At 41.8% G+C, this 19,061-nt stretch carries 15 protein-coding genes; 2 read left to right on the forward strand and 13 right to left on the reverse strand.

Features of this window, described 5'->3' with window-relative positions; all coding sequences use genetic code 11:
* Window positions 1-16: 16 nt before the first annotated feature.
* The 3 genes from ABTV71_RS24670 to ABTV71_RS24680 are packed head-to-tail and all read right to left on the reverse strand — an operon-like array spanning window position 17 to window position 3,559.
* On the reverse strand, window positions 17-1,195 hold the full coding sequence (locus tag ABTV71_RS24670) for an ABC transporter permease (RefSeq protein ID WP_433901410.1): 1,179 nt from the start codon (window positions 1,193-1,195) through the stop codon (window positions 17-19).
* Between the two features lie 11 nt (window positions 1,196-1,206).
* A complete protein-coding gene (locus ABTV71_RS24675) occupies window positions 1,207-2,163 on the reverse strand; it encodes an HlyD family secretion protein (protein ID WP_433901411.1) in 957 nt (318 codons plus the stop codon).
* A 1-nt stretch (window position 2,164) separates the two neighbouring features.
* On the reverse strand, window positions 2,165-3,559 hold the full coding sequence (locus ABTV71_RS24680) for a TolC family protein (RefSeq protein ID WP_433901412.1): 1,395 nt from the start codon (window positions 3,557-3,559) through the stop codon (window positions 2,165-2,167).
* 321 nt (window positions 3,560-3,880) lie between these two features.
* On the opposite strand from ABTV71_RS24680, the gene ABTV71_RS24685 reads away from it, so the two are divergent.
* Both ABTV71_RS24685 and ABTV71_RS24690 read left to right on the forward strand, forming a co-directional pair.
* Window positions 3,881-4,648, forward strand: coding sequence for a TatD family hydrolase (locus ABTV71_RS24685; protein WP_433901413.1), 768 nt, complete (start codon window positions 3,881-3,883; stop codon window positions 4,646-4,648).
* A gap of 13 nt (window positions 4,649-4,661) precedes the next feature.
* Window positions 4,662-5,681: an asparaginase gene (locus tag ABTV71_RS24690; protein ID WP_121120471.1), complete on the forward strand. Its 1,020-nt coding sequence runs from the start codon at window positions 4,662-4,664 to the stop codon at window positions 5,679-5,681.
* 121 nt (window positions 5,682-5,802) lie between these two features.
* Here the strand turns inward: ABTV71_RS24690 and ABTV71_RS24695 are convergent, their stop codons facing one another.
* The 10 genes from ABTV71_RS24695 to ABTV71_RS24740 all read right to left on the reverse strand — a co-directional run bounded on the left by ABTV71_RS24695 (window position 5,803) and on the right by ABTV71_RS24740 (window position 19,026).
* Window positions 5,803-7,110: a bifunctional folylpolyglutamate synthase/dihydrofolate synthase gene (locus ABTV71_RS24695; protein ID WP_433901414.1), complete on the reverse strand. Its 1,308-nt coding sequence runs from the start codon at window positions 7,108-7,110 to the stop codon at window positions 5,803-5,805.
* A gap of 11 nt (window positions 7,111-7,121) precedes the next feature.
* Window positions 7,122-7,949 carry an energy transducer TonB gene (locus ABTV71_RS24700; protein ID WP_433901415.1) on the reverse strand — a complete coding sequence of 276 codons (828 nt, stop codon included), beginning with the start codon at window positions 7,947-7,949 and terminating at the stop codon, window positions 7,122-7,124.
* A 58-nt stretch (window positions 7,950-8,007) separates the two neighbouring features.
* Window positions 8,008-8,418: an ExbD/TolR family protein gene (locus ABTV71_RS24705; protein WP_108635073.1), complete on the reverse strand. Its 411-nt coding sequence runs from the start codon at window positions 8,416-8,418 to the stop codon at window positions 8,008-8,010.
* Window positions 8,418-9,125 carry a MotA/TolQ/ExbB proton channel family protein gene (locus tag ABTV71_RS24710; RefSeq protein ID WP_104383976.1) on the reverse strand — a complete coding sequence of 236 codons (708 nt, stop codon included), beginning with the start codon at window positions 9,123-9,125 and terminating at the stop codon, window positions 8,418-8,420. The genes ABTV71_RS24705 and ABTV71_RS24710 overlap by 1 nt, the downstream gene beginning before the upstream one ends.
* A 25-nt stretch (window positions 9,126-9,150) precedes the next feature.
* The gene (locus tag ABTV71_RS24715; RefSeq protein WP_433901416.1) at window positions 9,151-10,557 is read right to left on the reverse strand and encodes a hypothetical protein; all 1,407 of its coding nucleotides are present in this window, start codon (window positions 10,555-10,557) and stop codon (window positions 9,151-9,153) included.
* 40 nt (window positions 10,558-10,597) lie between these two features.
* Window positions 10,598-12,349: a hypothetical protein gene (locus ABTV71_RS24720; protein WP_433901417.1), complete on the reverse strand. Its 1,752-nt coding sequence runs from the start codon at window positions 12,347-12,349 to the stop codon at window positions 10,598-10,600.
* A 6-nt stretch (window positions 12,350-12,355) separates the two neighbouring features.
* Window positions 12,356-15,394, reverse strand: coding sequence for a tetratricopeptide repeat protein (locus ABTV71_RS24725; RefSeq protein WP_121120475.1), 3,039 nt, complete (start codon window positions 15,392-15,394; stop codon window positions 12,356-12,358).
* A gap of 380 nt (window positions 15,395-15,774) precedes the next feature.
* A complete protein-coding gene (locus tag ABTV71_RS24730) occupies window positions 15,775-16,713 on the reverse strand; it encodes an aspartate carbamoyltransferase catalytic subunit (RefSeq protein ID WP_108635068.1) in 939 nt (312 codons plus the stop codon).
* Between the two features lie 101 nt (window positions 16,714-16,814).
* Window positions 16,815-17,378, reverse strand: coding sequence for a bifunctional pyr operon transcriptional regulator/uracil phosphoribosyltransferase PyrR (gene pyrR / locus ABTV71_RS24735; protein ID WP_121120477.1), 564 nt, complete (start codon window positions 17,376-17,378; stop codon window positions 16,815-16,817).
* 256 nt (window positions 17,379-17,634) lie between these two features.
* Window positions 17,635-19,026, reverse strand: a complete 1,392-nt coding sequence (locus ABTV71_RS24740; RefSeq protein ID WP_245971210.1) for an APC family permease — start codon at window positions 19,024-19,026, stop codon at window positions 17,635-17,637.
* Between the last annotated feature and the right edge of the window lie 35 nt (window positions 19,027-19,061).

The raw sequence follows: 19,061 nt of genomic DNA on the forward strand, positions 1-19,061 counted from the left end.
GTTTACGCTGTTTTTATTAGTGCTGAATCTGTTTCCGCTTATCAGCCTGCTTTAACTTCCTTATCTTCCACCAAAGTACAACAACTGCCAGGACAAAACAGACGACCATAATGATCGTCAATGCCCATAGCGCTTTATTGGTATGGTAGTTTTCGGCATGTTGTATAAACATCAATCTAAAAATCCGGAGATAATGTGTCGAAGGAATCACATTGGCAATCCCCTGCACCCAGCCGGGCATTAGACTAGAAGGCCATGTAAAACCGCTCAGGATAAAAGCGGGTGTTGCGATCACCATCAAAACCTCCGTTGATTTCAATTGAGAAGGCAAAATCATACTCACTAAGACGCCAATAAAGCAAACCGCCAGCAAAAACACGAAAGTGCATAAAATAAAACGGCCCAAGTCGGCATGCAGTGGCATTCGATAATATTTCCCAAACCCCCAATACAACAGCAATATTCCGATAGACATCAATACATAAGGCAATATCTTGACGAGAATAAGTCCAATCGGATTGGAAATTTTCCGAACAAGATCAGGGAATGTATTTCCCTCAAACTCCGAAGAAAAAGATAATGCCAAGCCCAGTAACAAGACCTGTTGCAGTACGGTTATCAATACTCCGGGCAACATAAAATAGAGGTAATTACCGCTTCGAATATTTTGCTTAATTATCGTTGTCTTAAACGGTTCATACTGTTGAGCTGCTACCTTTGCCGGTACACCGCGCTTCATTTGCGCCTGAATCTGAATACCCGCTTTCATCGTCATCGCACAGACGTTGACGGCCATTAACGCCGTATTGGAGGTCAACGTATTCGCACCGTCAACAAATACGGTCACCTCGGGTAGACGGCTCTGTTGTACCCCCGAAGCAAAGCCCTTGGGAACATGAACAATGGTTGTTGCATCGTGTTGGATCGCAACATCCTTCGAATCAAACAAAGAAGGTAATACCTTCGCCACCCGAATGCTTTCATTGTCCGAAAGCATATCTATAAATGAACTACTTAAGGGGCTATTGTCTTCATCAACAACAATGACAGGCATTTCAGTGACCTTTCCCTGTTGATACACATGACCAATCAGAATACCATACAATATTGGTGCGCCTAAAAAGAGCATTAACAACACCTTATTGTTAAAAAAGAGTCTAAACTCCCGTTGGATTAATTCTAGAAATCTTTTCACATCCATTCCCTTTAATTCGTATGGAGAACCACAAGCGTTTTTGTTAACAAATCTTTTGTTCCAGCCATATCCTCGGGGACAACTTTTAATTCAAAGACTGCTTGCTGTGGATCAAAATCTGGATATGCTGAAGCGATATTGGCATAAGAATTCAATGCTTTTACGCTAACGATCTTGGCCGATACCTTTTCGTTGCTCCGATAAGGTATCTCTACAGTTACCACAGCCCCCTTTTGCAGTTTCCCGATCTGATTTTCCGGCAGTGTAAACCGAAAATAGGTAGAACGGTCAAGAAAGCCATTTACAATGGGGTAGCCTGCCATGGCCAGTTCACCCACTTTGAGATTGATGGTTTCTACACTCATGTCCTGCGGCGCAATCACATATTTCTCCCGGGCAGCAACATTCACCTCAGACATGGCGCCAAGCGCCCTTTCTTTTTGGCCTAAAGCCATAATCTGTTGTTCCTGCCGAGCTCCGCCCCTTGCTTCCGCCATTTCTGCCTTAGCAGCGAGGTATTGGTTTTTAGCGCCCTGATATTTTGCGTAGGTTTCATCATACTTCTGTTGAGGGATCAGACTATCCTGTAGTAAGGCCTCAAGCCGACTGATTGATTTCTTGGCAAACTCATATTGCTCTTTCAAGCCATCTACCTTTGCTTGCAACTGAACCAGTTGTCCTTTGGTCGCGCCTTTAACGGCCATATTATATTGTGCGTCGGCAGATTGCAGCGCCCCTTTCGCTTGCTCTTCCTTTGCATCTACCTCAGGAATATTTAAAATAGCCAGTGTATCGCCTGCGCGGACAAAGTCGCCCTCCTCAACCAAAATCCTGGCGATTTTTCCGGGTACTTTTGTGACCACAGTCACCTGCTCACGTTCTACTTTTCCCTCAATGGGTTTTTCTTTCACTTGATCTGCACAGGAAACAAAAATAGACAACGATAATATCCCATATAAATTTTTCATGTTACTCATGTATAGTTTGTAATAATTTTCCAGAAGTATGTAATAATTCGACGGCAGCATTTCGCTGTTGCAAAACGTTATTAAAATAACCGAGGTTAACCTTATACCAGTCATTTTCCGTCGCCAGCAATTCCGTCACATCAATCAACCCGGCCTGATATTGCTTTAAGGCCATTGATAAGTTGTTTTCAGCGACTTTCAGCTGTTGTTCACCTACTTTCAGTTTTTGATTTCCGGTACTGTAACCTACCTTATTTTTACTTAACAACAGATTAAGTTTTTCCGCTGTATCTTCCCTTTTTGTCGCATTAATGGTTTGGTCAAGCTTAACCTGTTTAATTTTATTATGATGTTCTCCGCCAGTATAGAGGTCCCATTTTATCCCGAGCCCGACCAATAGATTCGGGCTTCCTTTGATTGAATTTAGGGGCAGGTTCACTGTTCCCAATAGCGGTTGGTCTTTTATGCTCAATTTTGAATTGAATACATTTAAGTAATTTGCCGATCCAAAAGCAAAAACAGCCGGTAGAGCTCCCCCCTTTTCCTTTTTGTATAAATAATCATAAGCTTTTGATGATGCTTCAAGGGCTTTAAGTTCTGATCGTTGCTCAACATCATTGGGTATTTCCGACAAAAATATCGGCTTTAGTCCATAGTGAATGCCGCCGACCTCCTGAAAAGAAACGCCAGTTTCCTGCTCAATCTTCTGACAGAGGAGATCGCGATTTCCAGCAAGCTCCACCTTCTTCTCCTCTAGTTCGAGGAGCGCCAATTTAAGTTTATCTCGATCATAGGGAATAGCCAGGCCATTTTGTATCGCCTTATTGACTTTCTCCTGCTCTTTTTTTAGTCTCTTTTCCGAATCAGCGATAAGTTTCTCAACTTCGTCCAAAAGCATCAACTGGTCAAAAGAAGTGATAATATCCTTTGAGAGCGTCTCACGGCTCGCAGATTCCAAATATTGTTGTGCCAGGGCTTTCTCTTTGAGTGCCTTTATACCATTAGGAATCTGTAGTCCCGAAAAAATAACTTGTTTTACCGAAACACCCGCATATGCCGCCTGCCCATGCATACTGAATCCGGTCGCACCCTCAAAAAGTCCCAGGTTCAGCAGTGGAACATTCACGGTCGGAATATCCACGCTACCATTGCTATGCACATATCCATATAGCCCCAATGCAGAAACATGTGGCAGCCTGTTGGCTTTTACCCCTTCGGCTTCCAGCCTTGCTTTATCAACTTCATATGCCTTCAGTTTCAACTCCTTATTCGTTTGAAAGGCCTTTTGAATAATATCTTTTACCGATGGGTCAATCACTGACTGCGCATGCAGCTTATTTAAACCCATAAGCGATGCAAAGGTGAACAAACCCACACATAATTTCTTATTCATCATATGATTCATTTATTCTTTAAAAAATAGGGCAACAACCGTTCTTCTGTTTAACAGCAAATAGTAAAGTATGTTTTACAACACGCCATTTTTTCCAAGATAAGAAAAAAAGTATAGCCCATATATGACTCAAATTCTCATTTTTGGCTTTATAGCTAAAATATCCGATAGGAAGAGAATCCGTTATTAATTTTCATTTTGTTAATTAATAAGTTATCTTTGGAGAACGAATTGAAATTTTGGTAATGAAGCCGACCTCTTTATTCGATAATAACAAAAAGAAGTTTTTTACCCTAACCCGCTTTTGCCTCCAAGCAGAAAACTATGTTGCTTACTGATACACATACACACATCTATTACCATTCAGGTACCAATAAACTGCAAGAACACCTTCAACGTTGTTTAGACAACCATATAAAACGTCTTTTTTTACCAAACGTAAATAGCGCCTCCATCAAACCTGTATTCGATACGGTTGCAGCCTATCCAGAACACTGTTTTCCTATGCTAGGACTACATCCATGCGATGTTAAGGAAAACTATGTGGACGAGTTAAACAACATCCAAAAGAGCTTGGAAAATAACAAAGTCCATGCCATAGGTGAAATCGGACTAGATCTTTACTGGGACAAAAGTACGCTAAACATCCAAAAAGATGCTTTTCGAACACAGGTAAAATGGGCTAAGGAGCTTGGTCTAGCGATAGATATTCATTGCCGTGAGGCTTTCACGGAATTATTCGAATTATTGGAAGAACTCCAGGATGACAAGCTATTTGGTATCCTCCATTGTTTCACAGGGACATTGGAACAGGCTCAGCATGCGATTGACTTAGGCTTTGCACTTGGCATAGGTGGTGTTGTCACCTTTAAAAAAGCCGGATTGGACAATGTTGTCAAAGAAATCGACCTAAGACATATTGTATTGGAAACAGATGCGCCCTACCTCGCGCCTGTTCCTTACCGAGGTAAAGAAAATGAAAGTAGCTACCTGGTTTATGTTGCCCAAAAGGTCGCCGACCTACACGCGATTCCTATTGAAGAGGTCGCAGAAGTTACAACCGCGAATTCAAAACGTATTTTTGGTATATAATCTATAGAATCCCATGCACAATATTTTTATTATCTACACTGGCGGAACCATAGGAATGGTCAAAGACGAAACGGGTACTTTTGTCCCCTTCGACTTCGAGCTAATCAAGCGTAATCTTCCTGATTTAAGCCGTCTGGATTATAAACTGACCGTACACTCTTTCGAGCCGATCATCGACTCTTCCAACATGAAACCAGAGATCTGGATTGAAATGGCCCAGATCATCAAAGATAATTATGCGAACTACGATGGTTTTGTCATCCTACATGGATCCGATACGATGGCATTCACAGCGTCTGTGTTAAGTTTTATGCTTGAGGGACTGCAAAAGCCGGTCATTCTTTCCGGATCACAATTGCCTATTGGAGAGATCCGCACGGATGCACGCGAAAATATGATGACAGCGCTGGAAATTGCATCTGCAAAACAAGACGGTGTTTCGATTATCCAGGAAGTCTGCATCCTGTTCGACAACAAATTATTCCGGGGAAACCGCTCTTTCAAATATAACTCAGCCAAATTTGAAGCGTTCAGATCCCCCAATTACCCTGTACTTGTCGAAGCGGGCATTCACCTTAAATACAATACCGATGCTTTATTGAATAATATTGATAAAGAATTTATCTTACATACCAAATTGGATAACCGTGTTGCTGTATTGAAGCTCTTCCCGGGAATATCCGCGCAGACCATCAAATCTGTCCTGGATTCGGATGTGCGATCTATTGTGATGGAAACTTTTGGTTCGGGAAATACCACGACAGATAGCTGGTTTCTGGATTTATTAAAAGGAGCCATAGATCAAGGGAAAAACATCCTTAATATTTCGCAATGTAAGGTTGGTTCAGTCGAACTTGGGCGGTACGAAACTTCGCAAGGCCTGAAAGCCATCGGAGTACTCAATGGGTACGATCTTACATTTGAAGCTGCTGTCACTAAGCTCATGTACCTCCAGGGCGAGCTCGAAGATCAAAAAGAAGTTGCCTATTGGGTAGAAAAAGATATTCGCGGTGAACTGACGGTTAACGATTAGAAAAAACGACTAAAAGATAGGTATAAAGACCAAGGAATAAGGATCATGGACTTTGCAGAATAAGCTTAGGCTTACCAAGCTGTTGTCTTTGATCCTTGTTTATTACGCCCTACTCTTTTTACTATGGCCTTTCAGCCATCTCCGCCAGGACTTCAGCTACCACAAAATTACTTCCGCCCACAAAAATCAGGTCTCCCCCTTCGTATGCAGCCTTTGCCGCAGCAAAAGCCTCCTGTACAGAAGAATAGTCTTCACCATTCAGGTCAAAAGCCACTGCCTCCTGACGCAGTAAATCCGGGGGCATAGCCCTCGGCATATCCGGTGCAGCAAAATAATAAATTGCATCTTTGGGCAGGTAAGGCAACATGTGTGTCAGGTCTTTATCGCGCATAGCCCCAATGACAAAATGTAATTTGTTATAGGTAGTCGCGTTTAGATTTTTCAATACCTCATGAATGCCATCCTCATTGTGTCCAGTATCGCAGATGACAAAAGGATCTTTGGAGAGCTGTTGCCAACGCCCCTGAATACCTGTGGTAGACTGAACATGTTTTAAGGCTTCATGTACATGGGCGGAGCTGATTTCGAAGCCTTGCTTACGTAGTTCATCCACAGCCAAAAGAACACCGGCAAGATTCTTCACTTGATAGGAACCTTTCAGATCAAGTTGATAATGATCTATTGCACCATTGCCATCGATGGCTTCAATGTTGAGGTAATCCTGATCAACCCCCAGTATCCTTGTCTGATAAAACTGAGACGCAAATTGAATAGGAGCCGCTTCAGCATGTGCTTTATTCAAGAATACAGACGCTGTTTCGGCAGCATATTCAGAAATTACAACAGGTATATTTTCCTTGATAATACCTGCTTTTTCGCTAGCTATTTCTCCGAGTGTATCTCCCAGCAGATTCATGTGATCAAAACCGATATTGGTAATAACTGACAATAATGGTTTGATGATATTGGTGCTGTCCAATCGTCCGCCGAGTCCGACTTCAATAACAGCAATATCCACTTTACTTCTTTCAAAATAATCAAAAGCCATTGCTACGGTGATTTCAAAAAAAGAAGGCTGTACATCCTCGATCAGCGCGCTGTGCTTATGAACAAAATCCGTAACAAATTTTTCCTCACACATCAGGCCATTGACACGGATACGCTCCCTAAAATCCAGTAGATGTGGTGAAGTATAGAGTCCGGTTTTATAGCCTGCCTGGGCTAATATCGCCGCAAGCATATGGGAAGTAGACCCCTTTCCATTGGTACCGGCTATATGTAGGGTTTTGAATTTTTGCTGCGGGTTGTCCAGCGCATTGCAAAGTCTGATGGTATTGTCAAGGTCTTTTTTGAAGGCTGAGGCACCATCCCTTGTAAACATAGGCAATCGAGTATATAAATACTCGATTGCCTCTTTATAAGCATTCATCTGAATGATTTTTATCTTAATCTAAAATTGAACACAATCCGGCCAGTTTGGGAATCTGGTGCATTAGCCAATTGATTTAGCCGTGCACCGCGGACAGCACGTTCACATTTCTCCAACAATGTTGGATCCGTGATTGTAGTACCTTTTACTCCCGCACGCGCATAGGTAATCACGCCTTGCTTATTCACTCTGAATTCCACAGCAACCTTACCGGCTTGCTGGCCATTATCGTCAATGCTTGGCCGCTGGGTAAAACTACGGTTTTCAATAGACAACATCATATTGCCGTTACCTGATCCCCCCTCACCATAATTGCTCGCCAAAGGATCGCCCAACTTAGAACCTTGATTTCCCGGTGTTGTGCCAGTACCGTCTCCAGCGCCCTTGCCATTGTTTTTATTGCCCTTGAAAAGCGCTTTCGCATTTGCCTGTGGTGCTACTTCCTTTGTCTGCTTAGTTGTTTCGGGCGCTTTTGATACCACTTTCTTTTCCGTTTTTGTGACGGCAGGAGCCTCTTCCATATCTTGCGTTACAACCGCATTTTCGGCAACTTGTTGTGTTGGTGTAGGTGTGGGCGTCTCCACAGGATCTATCCGATCCGGTCGCTCACTATTTGCATTCGGATCAATAGAAGGCTCTTCCACACTCATGTAATCGTCGCCCATCCCCTCTGGAGAAGTTCCATAGTTTACAATCATACCACCCATACCATACTCGTCCGGTTCCTGTGCCTTAAAAACGACAAAGAAACCAATCAAAAGCAGTGATGCCATGACCAATGTAGATATTCCCAAAGCCTTAGGGAAATTATTTTCTTCATGTTGAAGATGATATCGCATTGTGTAAATCTCCTATATTAACATATGAGCAATAAACTTCAAAAAAGTTTAATTACCCCTACTTATCTTTTTTAGGTTCTGTTGCCAGCACCACTTTCACTTTCAGACGATTGGCTACATCCATGACCGAGATCACGTTCTGGATAGGAACGGTATTATCGACATACAGCATAATGGTCAATTCTTCGCCACTGGCCATCTGCGATTGGATTGCAGCTTCCAAACCTTCTACCGGAACAGGGTTTTTATCGATAAAATAGCCCAACTCCTTTGTAATAGATACTGTGATTGTCTTTTTTGCAACAGATTGTTCACCTGCGCTTGACTTTGGCAACAATAGTTTGACCACTTGCGGATTCGAAACTGCCGACGCCAACAGGAAAAACAACATCAGGAAAAACATGATGTCGTTTAGCGCTGAAGTATGTACTTCGGCAGATGGTTTATTTTTTCTACTTCGTAAGTTCATTATCTTCCCGGTTCATCCAATAAATCAATAAATTCTACTGCATCGGTTTCCATACGTAAAATCAATCGTTCAACCATCATATTTAAGATATGATAGCCTAAATAAGCCAGGATACCGACAGCAAGACCTGACGCTGAAGATACCATTTTCACATATAGACCACCTGATACGGATGCAATGTCGATACCACCCGCCAATTCTACCTCATGGAAAATCTTAATTACCCCAAAGATAGTACCAACGAAACCTAGCATTGGAGCGATACCGGCGATAATACCAAGGATATTGATATTTTTCTCCAATTTGGCTACCTCCAATTTACCGACATTCTCGATAGCCCCTTCAATGTCTTTGATCGGCCTGCCCACGCGTAACAGTCCTTTTTGCAACATACGTCCTAAGGCCGAGTTGCTGGAGCGACATACAGCCAACGCAGAGTCTAAATTTCCAGACAATACATTTGCTTTCACTTGAGACATCAAACTATTATCGTATCTGGCGGCTCTGCGAATGGTCAGATAGCGTTCAAAAAAGATAACCAATCCAATAAAGAACAGCAATAGGATCGGAACCATTATCCATCCCCCTTTGATCATCATATCGATCAAACTCATGTTTTCTGTACTAGCAGCAGCAGGTAATGGTTGTTGCGCAGCTTGATTAAACGTATCTACAGCAGCCCTGGCTGTATCTTGCACTAATGACATAATTATTAATAGTTTTATTTAGTTTCTATAATGTTTCTACCCAAGCACCTTCAATTTTTTTCTCTACAGATTTTTGAGCGAGGTCAGCCTCTGCTTTTGTCATGTAGGTATTCAAGATGATCTTCTTTCTATTCCTTTTATACTTTCCTTCCACAGCGCGTGCAGTCTTGTAGCCTAGCATCCGAAGACGTTTTGCCTCTTGCTCTGCCTGAGCCATTGTCCGTGCCGAACCGATCACAACCTGATATTTCGGCTGTGCTACGGGTATGGATTCTTTGATGACTGGATCCGCCTGCAAAACAGGAGCAGCTTTCTCAGTCGTTGCTGTATTCTTCCCTGATTCTACGGCTGTACCCTTTAACGAATCTGCCATTGTTCTGGCTAAGGAATCCACTTTTTTTAAACTATCCGCAGCGAGCACATTGGATGATGAATCAGCAGTTGGCAGATTATTTTTCTGAACGACTGTGTCAGCAGCGGGTTTTAGCGTGGGCTGGGCTCCGCCAAACAACGAATTTTTCAACCCCGGATTCGTGTACAATACGCCTACAGCAATCATGACCAGTACAATGGCTGCTGTTAGCCAGTACCAGATGGCATTCGAATTGCGTGGCTCCTCATAAATATGGGGTGCATAAGCAGAATTTGCAGCCGCAATTGCGCCAATTTCTTTTTGCGTGTCAATTTGCGCCGCCGTAAGAGTTGTGGTATCCTCCGAATCAGCTATGGCGGGTACTGCCACGGCATCCAATAGTTCGGCGTCCGCAGGGCTAGCCTCCTCTTCAGCTTGTGGTGCATCGGACTCAACCCCCGATTCAACAATAGCTTCAGCAACAGGAAGCGAATCCGTATCAGCAAGAGCCGCAGACTCTTGTTCCTCCTGCTTAGCTTGCTCTTCATTTTCAACACTGTCTGTTGCTTCAACGACAGGTTCTTCTGCATTTATTTCCCCAACAACATGTTCTGATGGGGCTGATTCGACCGAATCAGCAAGCCCGTGTTCGTCTTCGCGTATCGGAATAACTGTTTCGATTTCAGGGCCGACAAGATTGACAACAGGTTGAAAATTAAAGCCAGAGAGGTCCAGTGGTTTAAAAACCAAACTCGAACCATAGCTTATCAACAGACCGAGATCCTCCAGCTTCACCTGACCAAATTGTCCCAGGTCATTTCGCAATGCCCCAACGGTATCATCCAGTATTTGCTGCGCCTGCACCAAACTCAAATGCTCCTGCTGTTGGATATAATGCACGATATTGAATCCCCGCTGTGCGGAATAGTCCAGCTCAACATAGGAAATGGGGGGCAAAAACACATTGTTCTGTTTATCGAATTGAGCCGGAGAATGAATTCTTTTGAACACACCTATTCCGGGCACGTATACTTCCGTATAGCGTCTTAATAAACTATTGATGTCTTTGCCTAGATTCATTGTTCTCTGATTTAAAATGCAAATTTATAATCTTAATTCGTTAAAACGAATAATTAAGACCACCAATTACATTGAAGCCCAATCTTGGATAATACATGTAACGCTGATATTCCTTTCCAAAGATATTATTTGCTTTCACGAAAACACCAAATTGTTTTTTAATTCGGTATTCAGCACCAGCATTTAGATCAGCAAAGGAAGCAATCGTCAGCTTGCGACCACTATCTGCTACACGAGTACCGTCACTGTTATAATCGTAAACATAGGCATAGGTATTGCCTTGGCTAGAAAGCTCTGCATCAACGAAGAATTTATCCGAGATATTGAACCTTGCATTGGCTTGCAGCCTAAATTTCGGCAAGCCCCAGGCCTCTTCCTCATCGCTCAGATTATAGTCATCAATAAATACTTTTCCGCCTAAATTAACCAATTGTGATAGACGTACATTGATCTCCCCTTCCAGTCCCATATGCTTCGCTTTGTTGATCTGACCGTCATATACCACATCAAAAGCCCACGGAATATAACCGTTCTGGTCATTGCCAAATGTACTATTTTTAAATAAAGGTAGTCCTTCGATCTGTTTGTAAAACACCTTCACCTTATAGCCAAATGTCGCACCGGCATTACCTTTTAAACCACCATATACATTCAATTTTTCAATTGAATTGGCGATCCTGACATTTGGTGCCAAATAAGGATTCTCCTTCGCAAAATTTCGGAACGAGCCTTGTCTAACATTACCATTAACTCCGGCAAATAAAGAGATATATTCCGGAGCCAAAGAAAAATCGGCTTCTACCGATGGAAAAACATTAAAACGGGACTCATCTCCAAATTCCGAAGTCAGGTTGGCTCCCAAAGTGACATTATAGTTATCGCCCTTAAACCGAATGTACGGATTGATCAAAAACAAATTGTTCTTCACATTTGCCGTATCATTTTCGTTTTTGACATCATTCATGGTGACACTCAGGTTGGCTCCAACATTGAAAGCGCTCATGCGTTTGTTCAGATATCCGGACAGAGCGAAAGAATTTTCTTTTGCCTTGTAGGCATCCTTAAATAGGTAACCATCTACCTTCGCAGCGTAGCTCATCGCTTGCTCATTTTTTGGATCAACGTTACTTGTCAGTTCACCATTTAAATAAATATCGGTGAATGTTTGTTTATCCGGGGTGGTATTCAATAATGTCGTCCCCGGTTGGTCAAATGTCTGACCGTAGAAATTTGTACCATACCTATTGTAGCCTAAGGTACCTTTTACAGTCACGGCATCCAGCACACGGCGTCCAAAAACACCAATATCCTGTGTACTGAATTTCTGTCCTTCAATATTGCCCTTTTGGCTTAAATGTTTTGCAAATAACCCAAAACGCGTATTTTCAAACTGCTCGGATGCCAAATATGCTTCACCTAAAATCGAGTTATAATTACCTATTCCAAATTTGACATAATTGCTACTGTGTTCAAAAGGTTGTGCAAAGGGTATTTCCTGTACATTCAATTGTTTCAGACCAGTATTGATATCCAATTTTTTATCAATGATATTACCGTAGTTTAATTTGGGCTGATATTCCCGTTTGTTGGTCATATCGGGACTACGACGTATTTTTACAGCATCTGCAAGAATCGGTTTGTAATCGCGAACAACATCAAAAGAATCAATAGTGACCGGTTTTTCAGGATCATTCTTCTTGCCTGTTTCCTGTGCAAAAGAATTCAATCCCACGCCCATCAAAAGCGCTGCTAAGGTATATTTCTTCACATTTCTATTTTGCAACTTCTTCATTGTATCCTATTTCTTTTTGTTGTTCAATTTATTTAGACGTTCTTTTGCAGCAGGCAGAACATCATCTTTCGCATCGTAGTTATCCACAATTGATTCCAATGTCGCTTTCGCCTGGAATGTATCGCCTTTACCTGCATACGCATCCGCCATCGTGATAAAGCTTTTCGCTACCCAATATTCATAAGAGGAGAAATTGTCAGACAAATCCATTGCCGTTTTGATACAGGCATCGTACTGTTTATTTTCCAATTGAATAACAGCGACATTATATTTTGCTTCCGCACCGTATACAGTACGACTCTTCAAAGCTGCTAAACTGAATTCCTTCATCGCCTCAGTTTTCTTATTCTGCTTCACATAGCATTTTCCTGCATACAAGAAAGCGTTCGCGATCTCTTCTTCAGAAGATTTCTCGTAATTTTTCACCGCATTCGTGTAGTTTAGCGCTTCTTTGTAATCACCGATTTCATAATAAGAAACCATTAAATTATTGATTGCAAAACCGTAGTTAGATTTGTATTCGGAGGTAAGCTCCAATTTTTTCAACAACTGTGTTGCCTCATTATATTTCTTTTGTTTCAAGTATAGATTAGAGACCGAAATCAATGTACGTTCCGTATATGGTGAGGTCCAGTCGTTCAAGATAATATTGTAATCGTGTAAGGCATCTTCTGTATTTCCCAATGCGGCATTACTTTCCGCACGAACAAAACGCGCGTATTTCTCTTGATTTGGTTTCGGGAATTTATCGAAATAAGCATTTACAGCCTCGACTGCTCCTTTGTAATTGCCTCTGGAGAATAAAGTCGTTGCTGTTGAGAACGAACGCGAATCTTGTTCTGACTTCGAGACATCACCTAAATTGGTTCCCGTGGCATATTTGATATACCCCGTAGCATCCCCTTTATCCAGATAGATATTCTCAATTGATCGCATGGCCTGTCTGGCTTCATCCGTAGAAGCATATTGATCAACGACACGTTGGAACGTTGCCAAAGCCGCATCATTGTTGTCCTGATTATATTGAACCAACCCGATCGTTACTAAAGCACGTGGCACGTAACTGCTTCGCGGATATTTTTCAACCATCGTTTGAAGCCCTGCAATTGCCTGATCGCTTTCTCCCATCAAGAAACGGGTGTAAGGAATTTCAAAAGCAATATCATCCGCATAATTTGAATTCGGGAATTGTGCGATGACAGCATTAAGGGTTGAAATCTTACCATTATTGTCTCCTTGTAGCCCCTGGATAATACCACGTTGAAACAGCGCATAATCTTGACTTGGAGCTTTTGAAGAAATCAGCTTATTATATTCCGTCAAAGCTCTACCATAATTTTTCGACGAGAAATATGAGTCTCCCAAACGAGCGATGGCATCATTACGTGTATTCATCTCTATGCCTTTAGAACCGCCAGAGGCTAAGAAGCGTTCAAAGTAATTCGCAGCGGTATTATAGTTTCCGTTACGGAAAGCGGCATAAGCTAAGGCGTAATTTGCATAACTGTATACGTCCGTTTTATTTGCTCCCGGCAAACGTAAGAATTTATTAAAATTCGTTACCGCCTCACCGTATTTGCGTACTTCATACATCGCTTCTGCCTTCCAGTAAGTAGTCAAAGCGTAGATTTCTTCGTCATAACGATGCTGTTCTGAACGCATGAACAAAGAAATTGCATTTTCAAAAGCCCGCTCATTATAATATTCCAGCCCCCGGTAATAGGTTACTTTTTGATAAGCAGCATTGGCCTCTTTTCCTCGTTTTGGAATAGACTCTAAAATATCGACCGCATCACGGTAGTTTTTAGTACTCAACAAGACTTCCGCCAATAGCGTTTTCGCTTCTTCCTGGCGTTGTGATTTTGGATAAGTTTTTAAATATTCCTGCGTAGAAGCCAGTGCGACCTGATGGAACTCCAATTCGTAAGAAAGCTTTGCGTAGTTGAACAAACCTTCTTCTTTCATTGCTGGATCAAAGTCCAGTTTCGATGCTCTAAAGAAGGCATTACGTGCAGACTGTTTGTTCCCTTTTTTCAAGAAGCTATCCCCCAGGGTAATCATAGCCGATTGGTAATAAGCATCAGGCTCTGTCATTTTTTCCAGTTCCGTAATTGCCTTATCGTAATCCTTTAATTTATAAGCGATATAACCGATTTGATAACTATCCTGGTTATTCTGAGTCTTGCCTTGATCTTGTGCCTGGAATTTATCGTAATAATCTTTTGATGTTTTTAGGTCACCCTTGATAAAGTATGTCGCCGCGATAATGCGGAACATCTCTGTTTCGTTTTCTTGTTTTGTTTTCGACAAAATTGGCAACGCATAGTCCAACACATCGTCGTAGCGTTTATCCAAGAAATACAGTGCAGTGATATAATAAGGGTAACTATTTTCGAATTGTTTAGATCCATTTAGACGCTCAAATTCATTCAATGCCGTTTTGTATTCCGCATCTAAATAACATAAATACGCATAGTAGTAGATCGAGGCTTCCTGAAATTCAGTTTTCTGATCTTTCAGTCCCTCAAATAAGGGCTTTGCTGTCTTATAATCTTTCGTCATGAAAGAGGCATAACCCAATTTAAAGCGATATTCTACATTTTCTTTCCCGGCGAGATTTTTACTGTCAATCTTTGTAAACCATTCAATTGCCTTAACATAATCCTTTTTAGCATAATATGATTTACCTATCTGAAAGTAAGCGGCTTTAGAATTGGCACTTACAGGGAAATCTTTAATATATTTTAGGAAACGATTTTCGGCATCTGACTCGCCCAATTCCAAGGCGCATACTGCTTGGTAATACCGTACATTTTCCTTTAACAAAGATAGCTCCTCTGTCTCGTCCAATTGTAGGTTGGATTTCGTCCGCAAGGCCTCCACACGATCAAATTGTGCCGCTGCGGACCCGAATTTTCCACGTTCATACAATTCCATTCCAGTCTTGTATGCCTTGTTGATTTGTTGCCATTCTGTCTGTTGCGCTAATGCTGGCGTCGCCATAACGGTTAGTGCAACTCCCACCTGGTAAATCTTCTTATACATAATATGTGAAACCTTAATATGTTATTTATCTGCAAATGTAAATGAATCTCCCTTCAAACCGAGGTAAATTTGCCCTGACATGCAAATTTAATGACTTCTCCTCTTTGATTGGCCGATTTAAAATAAGCCAAAATTTATTGAAAATCAATTCAAATCTCTCCCTTTTTGGGAGATAGTTTTATTCATTTTACTAAATTATACTTTAATTGAGCTATTTTACACAAAAGTTATTAACATCTGTGAATAATCCAGTATTATAACGGAAATTTTGCACAAAAAATATGCCCGACCAAAAATAAAGTCAGGCATAATATTGTTGATTGATGAATCTGTCAATTTCGTCCTCCGGTAGCTAAAACCGGCTCAAAATCAAAATTCAGTTAGCCGCGTTGTCCGGCCAACAGATACAATACCGCCATCCGAACAGCAACTCCATTTTCAACCTGATCCAGGATAATGGAGTGTTCACTATCGGCAACATCAGAGGTGATTTCGACCCCACGGTTGATCGGTCCCGGGTGCATAATCGTAATTGGCTTTTCCAAAGAATCCAAGATTTCCTTATTTAAACCATATAACATGGAATACTCTCTCAAAGAAGGAAAATAGGCAATATCCTGACGTTCCAGCTGGATACGTAACATATTTGCCACGTCACACCAATTCAGTGCTTTTCTCAGGTCATGTTCCACCTTTACCCCCAGAGAAGTAATATGCTTAGGGATTAATGTCGTCGGCCCGCACACCATGACTTCTGCGCCTTGTTTCTGAAGACATAGGATATTAGATAAGGCCACCCGGGAGTGGGTGATGTCACCAATAATAGCAACTTTACGGCCCGCCACATCGCCAAAACGCTCGCGGATAGAGAAGGAGTCCAAGAGCGCTTGCGTAGGATGCTCATGTGCTCCGTCGCCAGCATTCACAATTTGTGCATCGACATGTTTGCTTAAGAATACGCCTGCTCCAGCATATGGATGTCGCATCACAATCATATCCACCTTCATCGCAAGGATATTGTTGACGGTATCGATCAAAGTCTCTCCTTTGCTCACTGAAGAAGAAGAAGCCGCAAAATTGACAATATCAGCAGATAGTCTTTTCTCAGCAAGTTCAAAAGAAAGCCGCGTACGTGTTGAATTTTCAAAAAACACATTGGCAATGGTGATATCCCGTAGAGAAGGCACCTTTTTGATCGGTCTATTTAATACCTCTTTGAAATTACTCGCTGTATCCAGAATCAATTGGATATCCTGTTCATTTAGATCTTTGATTCCCAACAAATGGCGAGTACTTAATTGTTCTACTGCAGCTGACATTTTATAGTATATTCAAGTATTTACTAATCTTTTTTTAATTGAAGTGTTCGTTCCCAAGGGCTTATTAGAACCTTCAGTTATCATTTTACTGAACCGGATTTCTAATCATTACCCGAAGGTTTTTTCTCCGTGACCAAGATAATGCTATCTTGATCGTCAGATTCTTTCCAGTTCACAATAACTTTTTGTGAATCTATAGAATCAACCTGTATTCCAATATAATCGGGTTGAATCGGAATCTGTCTGGAGAAACGACGATCGACTAAAACAAGCAACTCAATGCTTCTTGCTCTTCCAAATGCCTGTACAGCATCCATGGCTGCGCGAATGGTGCGTCCTGTCCACAAGACATCATCAATAAAAATAACGTCTTTACCTTCTACAATAAAATTGATATTTGTACTATTTGCTAACAACGGACCTGCATTACCTTTTGTACGGAAATCGTCCCGATAGAATGTAATATCCAGATCACCGACCAAGATCGGTTTTTCGATCATGCGTTCAAGTTCTTTGACGATACGTCTAGCTAAGAAAGTTCCTCTTGGTTGAATACCTATGACGACAGCATTTGAAAAATCACCGTGATTCTCAATCAATTGACGACATAGTCTTTGAATGGTGATTTGAAATTTTGGTCCGTCTAATAAAATCGACTGTTTCATTATGGGAATGTTTGAGCAAAGCTACACTTTTTTTAACAAAAACTATCGCTCGTTTCCCAATTAATTTCAATATTTCAACTCGTTTCCAGCATAAACAAAGAGACTAATAACTTTTAAAACAACAGTTCATCAATGCGGACAAACGAGCTCATTGGCATACCTTCTGGCACCACACAGCATATATCAGTTCCGAGGAAACCAGCTTCCGGTCCATATTACCTATTCAGTGTAAAAAGGACCGACGCGATACATTTGTCTAATCATTTTTCTTATTGCCCCGTGCAAAAAAATATACAGGTACCCCAATCAATACCAATATAAAACCTGGCCAAGTATATTGCGGCTTGTATATAATCAATAGCACACAAAATATAGTACCGATGAGGAGATAAATAATTGGTGTAATAGGAAATAAAAAAGTCCTGTATGAACGTTCCATTTCGGGCTTCCGAACACGTTGAATAATAACACCCAGTACCGTAATCATATAAAATATGACGATAACGAAAGAGATCATATCCAGCAAATTGCCATATTGCCCACTTAAACAGAGCAAGGAGGCCCAGATCCCCTGTAGCCATAGCGATCGGGCGGGTACATCATATTTATTGTTGGGAATAGCCTGTTTTAAAAACAGTCCGTCTTTGGCCATGGTCTGAAAAACCCGTGCTCCGGACAGCGCAAGACCATTGACACAGCCAAATGTTGATATCATAACGAGGATGGCCATGGCTATCGTACCACTGTGCCCGAGCATCTTCTCGGCGGCAGCAATTGCGACCCGGTCATTTGTGGCAAAAGCGATCTCTTCCCGGCTCAGGGCAGAAAGATAGATGTAGTTACAACAGATGTATAAAAGCATAACAAGGCTGGTTCCGATGACGAGCGCACGAACCACATTACGCTGCGGATTCACAATTTCGCCCGAAACAAAAGTAACGTTTTCCCAGGCAACACTGCTAAATACGGAGCCCACCATAGCCGCCGCCAGTGCCCCCATTAAAGCACCACCGGAAATCCCCATCCAGCCCTCACCTTTCAAATTCTGAAAAGCCTCCCAGCTGTACGCCATATTTTCCGAAAAATGATTTTCTTTGATTAAGAACAAGCCGCCGACGATCAATAGAACCAATGCAATAATTTTTGCTGAAGTAAAAAAAGACTGCACTGATTTGCCGCTCTTGATTCCGCGGGTATTGATATAGGTCAACAGGAGAATTACACCCATGGCGAGTATCTGTATCCAGGTAATCTTAAACTCACCACGCTGAAAAAGCGGTGCCGCATCGTTCAGTTGCGGGATCAAATAGGCAGTAAATTTACCGAAGGCGACCGCAACTGCCGCTATGGTACCCGTTTGAATAACCGTAAATAAGCTCCAGCCATATAAAAAACCAATCGGTTTGCCAAATACTTCGGTAAGATACGTATACTGCCCGCCCGCTTTGGGATACATTGAGGATAACTCACCGTAACAGATTGCCGCCGCAACAGTCGCTATGGCGGTCAATATCCATACGATTGCCAACCAGTATCCTGAGCCCAGTTGCCGCATCATGTCGCTCGACACAATAAAGATCCCACTTCCGATCATCGAGCCCATGACCAGCATAATCGCATCCCACAATTTCAGTTGACGTTTCATCATAATATCAGGTTGATTTTATGCCATTAAGCTAAGAA

Origin of the sequence: Sphingobacterium puteale, from assembly GCF_050986225.1 — a bacterium.
Taxonomy (GTDB): domain Bacteria; phylum Bacteroidota; class Bacteroidia; order Sphingobacteriales; family Sphingobacteriaceae; genus Sphingobacterium; species Sphingobacterium puteale.

Coding starts and splice junctions, on each gene's coding strand:
- ABTV71_RS24675 (WP_433901411.1), bottom strand. CDS start 2,163: ATGAAAAATTTATATGGGATATTATCGTTGTCTATTTTTGTTTCCTGT.
- ABTV71_RS24680 (WP_433901412.1), bottom strand. CDS start 3,559: ATGATGAATAAGAAATTATGTGTGGGTTTGTTCACCTTTGCATCGCTT.
- ABTV71_RS24685 (WP_433901413.1), top strand. CDS start 3,881: ATGTTGCTTACTGATACACATACACACATCTATTACCATTCAGGTACC.
- ABTV71_RS24690 (WP_121120471.1), top strand. CDS start 4,662: ATGCACAATATTTTTATTATCTACACTGGCGGAACCATAGGAATGGTC.
- ABTV71_RS24695 (WP_433901414.1), bottom strand. CDS start 7,110: ATGAATGCTTATAAAGAGGCAATCGAGTATTTATATACTCGATTGCCT.
- ABTV71_RS24700 (WP_433901415.1), bottom strand. CDS start 7,949: ATGCGATATCATCTTCAACATGAAGAAAATAATTTCCCTAAGGCTTTG.
- ABTV71_RS24705 (WP_108635073.1), bottom strand. CDS start 8,418: ATGAACTTACGAAGTAGAAAAAATAAACCATCTGCCGAAGTACATACT.
- ABTV71_RS24710 (WP_104383976.1), bottom strand. CDS start 9,125: ATGTCATTAGTGCAAGATACAGCCAGGGCTGCTGTAGATACGTTTAAT.
- ABTV71_RS24715 (WP_433901416.1), bottom strand. CDS start 10,557: ATGAATCTAGGCAAAGACATCAATAGTTTATTAAGACGCTATACGGAA.
- ABTV71_RS24720 (WP_433901417.1), bottom strand. CDS start 12,349: ATGAAGAAGTTGCAAAATAGAAATGTGAAGAAATATACCTTAGCAGCG.
- ABTV71_RS24725 (WP_121120475.1), bottom strand. CDS start 15,394: ATGTATAAGAAGATTTACCAGGTGGGAGTTGCACTAACCGTTATGGCG.
- ABTV71_RS24730 (WP_108635068.1), bottom strand. CDS start 16,713: ATGTCAGCTGCAGTAGAACAATTAAGTACTCGCCATTTGTTGGGAATC.
- pyrR (WP_121120477.1), bottom strand. CDS start 17,378: ATGAAACAGTCGATTTTATTAGACGGACCAAAATTTCAAATCACCATT.
- ABTV71_RS24740 (WP_245971210.1), bottom strand. CDS start 19,026: ATGATGAAACGTCAACTGAAATTGTGGGATGCGATTATGCTGGTCATG.